The organism is Streptococcus pseudopneumoniae (assembly GCF_001074565.1).
Lineage (GTDB): Bacteria > Bacillota > Bacilli > Lactobacillales > Streptococcaceae > Streptococcus > Streptococcus pseudopneumoniae_J.
In genome coordinates, this window is the sequence record NZ_JUQX01000015.1 from 1 (window position 1) to 2,779 (window position 2,779).

Genomic DNA, 2,779 nt, shown 5'->3' on the forward strand with positions numbered 1-2,779 from the left:
TCAGGTTCAATGGGTATCATCTCAGCCTAAAGCACCCCAAATGTCTTTATTATTTAATTATATAATTATTTTAACAGACGATTTATTCTAGTTCAAGGAATTGAACTGGAAATACAGCCTTGTACTCAAAAAGACAGCAGATCTTTCTTTTGCAAAAAATAAATGACTTATTTGATGGATTAGCTATTTGAACTGAATCTGGACATATCTTTTTAGAAAAAAGAAAATCCTACTCCCTCAGAATCCAAGGAAAAATTGATGCCTATTGTTCACTCATTTCCCGAACAGTTTTTTCTATATTTTTTGCATACGATATTGCTGAAATGATTGAAACGCCGTCAACATTGGTCTTCATAATATCTTTAATATGTTGCGTCTGTATCCCACCAATTGCAACTAAGGGAATTTGTGGCAATAGTTTTCTCATCAATTTAAGACCTTCATAACCTATAGCACCACCAGCATCATCTTTTGACTGGGTATCAAATACAGGACCAACACCAACATAATCTACATATTCAACTTTTGATTGTTGAAATTCTTCCTCGTTTTTTATAGAAAGACCAATTATTTTATCTGGCATCAATTTTCTAATTTCATCAACACCAAGATCATCCTGTCCTACATGTACACCATCAGCATCAATTTCCATTGCCAAATCAATATCATCATTAACAATAAACGGAACATTGTATTTTTTACAAAGATCCTGTAGTTTAATTGCTAATTCGACTTTTTCTTTACCTTCTAAGGCTCCCTCACCTTTTTCACGGAATTGAAATAAGGTTATACCACCTTTTAAGGCTTCCTCAACGACTCTATATATATCTTTTCCTTGGCAAGTAGTCGTTCCACAAATAAAATATAGTTTTAGTAATTCTTTATGAAACATCTTACTTCACTCTTTTGAATTCCTTTACATCTTCGTCTGTAATCTCGTATAAGGCATTTATAAATTCAACTTTAAATGTTCCAGGAAGATGCCCATTTGGACGTTTTTCTGCCATTTCTCCAGCGATATTGTAAACCAACATTGCTGTTTCTAATGATTTCAATTCTTGACCTTTTTCAAGTCCGATAAAGCTTGCTACTACAGCACCTAATAAGCATCCTGTCCCAATAACTTTTGGCATCATGGCACTACCATTATGAATCGTTACAACTTCTCCATTAACCGCAATGGCATCCACTTCACCTGTTACTACTATTGGAATATTGAACTTTTTATTTGCTGCTAGAGCAATTTCATCAATATTATCTACGCCTGCACTATCTACTCCTTTAGATGCCACATTTATTCCTACTAAAGAGGCAATCTCGCCAGCATTTCCCCTAATCGCTGCCAGTTTGTAATTATTGATTAGATCATCTGCTACTTTTTTTCTATATTCTCCTGCTCCACAGGCTACAGGATCTAAAACTGCAGGAACATTATATTTTTCAGCAATTTTTAGTGCCTCTTGGTACAGCTTCCAATTATTATCCGTTAAAGTCCCAATGTTAATCAATAATCCTCCAGCATATTTTAATAGATCTTCTAAGTCTGCTGGGTACTCGCTCATAGCTGGTGAGGCACCCAGTGCTACTAATCCATTTGCTGTAAAGTTTTTTACAACATCATTGGTGATACAGATTACTAATGGTGCTTTTTCTTTTAATAATTTTAAACTTGTCATATTGAAATCCTTCCTTTTCACTTTATACGATCTACTGATTTCGATTTATCTCTATCTTTCGTTAAGAAATTTTTCAGTTACATTGAATGATTTACCTCATCAAATTTGTCAGTATCCTGAACTTTCCCTAAGCATCATAACCAATATCAAAAAAGGCTAATTCTAAAGCGACTGCTTGGTTCCAGCGTTGCTTAAGTTCTGTCAAATCTTCTCGACCTTTTCCGACACGATTGAGTTCGTCAACCAGAAATTGAACCCACTCTGCAAAGAAAGGACCTCTGTGGAGATTAATCCATTCCGAATGAATATAGGCTTCAGGTAGAGCCAAATCTTTAGAACCCCAGTCTAAATAGAGACCTTCTGCAATGACCAGCATGACTAAAAGATGGGCATAGTCTGATGATGATACAGCAGAATACATAAGCTCCTGAAAGGCTTTTGTTACAGGATGCAAGGTCACTTCCAGATAGTCATTCTCAGATACTTTTAAATCTTTGAAAGCTTTTTGGAAATAACCGTCTTCATCTGCTTCAAGAAAGCCTAGTTGCTTGGCAAAACGAAGCTTGGATTCAAGCTGGTCTGCGTGGGCTACGCAAGCACCCAGCATGGATAAGAAGGCATCAAAGAAGTGATAATCTTGAATTAGGTAGTCTTTTAAGACCTTATTCTCAATTGTCCCCGCAAAAAGTTCCTTAACAAAACGATGATTGATTGCAGCCTGCCAATCCTTCTGACTGCTTTTTAATAATTCTCCAACAGTCAAACCTGGCTGAAATGCATAGTCTTGTCTTTCCATATTTACTTTTCCTCTCTTTACTCGTTCGTAATCAACAAAACATCAAGAAAATCCTAGTTTTACTTGACCTTTTTAAAGAAAATCAAGGGCGTTCAAGAAAAGCTACCTAAATGCTTTGTATCACCTTCATCCAGTTTATATAAACAAAAAAACTCCAATTACAATCAAGAATTAGAGTTTAGCTTACAAGATTAGATCGTTCATTTCGCCATACGAAAAAACGTTTCACATTTCCCTTCGCCAGTCTTAACTGTATCAGGTTCAATGGGTATCATCTCAGCCTAAAGCACCCCAAATGTCTTTATTA

At 35.7% G+C, this 2,779-nt stretch carries 3 protein-coding genes and 1 riboswitch; all 3 genes read right to left on the minus strand.

Annotation, left to right across the window (positions count from 1 at the left end):
- Window positions 1-262 precede the first annotated feature (262 nt).
- Window positions 263-892, minus strand: a complete 630-nt coding sequence (gene thiE / locus ADI74_RS01560; RefSeq protein WP_033605926.1) for a thiamine phosphate synthase — start codon at window positions 890-892, stop codon at window positions 263-265.
- A 1-nt stretch (window position 893) separates the two neighbouring features.
- A complete protein-coding gene (gene thiM, locus ADI74_RS01565) occupies window positions 894-1,676 on the minus strand; it encodes a hydroxyethylthiazole kinase (protein WP_033605927.1) in 783 nt (260 codons plus the stop codon).
- A gap of 127 nt (window positions 1,677-1,803) precedes the next feature.
- Window positions 1,804-2,472, minus strand: coding sequence for a TenA family protein (locus tag ADI74_RS01570; RefSeq protein ID WP_033605928.1), 669 nt, complete (start codon window positions 2,470-2,472; stop codon window positions 1,804-1,806).
- Window positions 2,473-2,687: 215 nt separating this feature from the next.
- A riboswitch (TPP riboswitch) is annotated at window positions 2,688-2,776 on the minus strand.
- Between the last annotated feature and the right edge of the window lie 3 nt (window positions 2,777-2,779).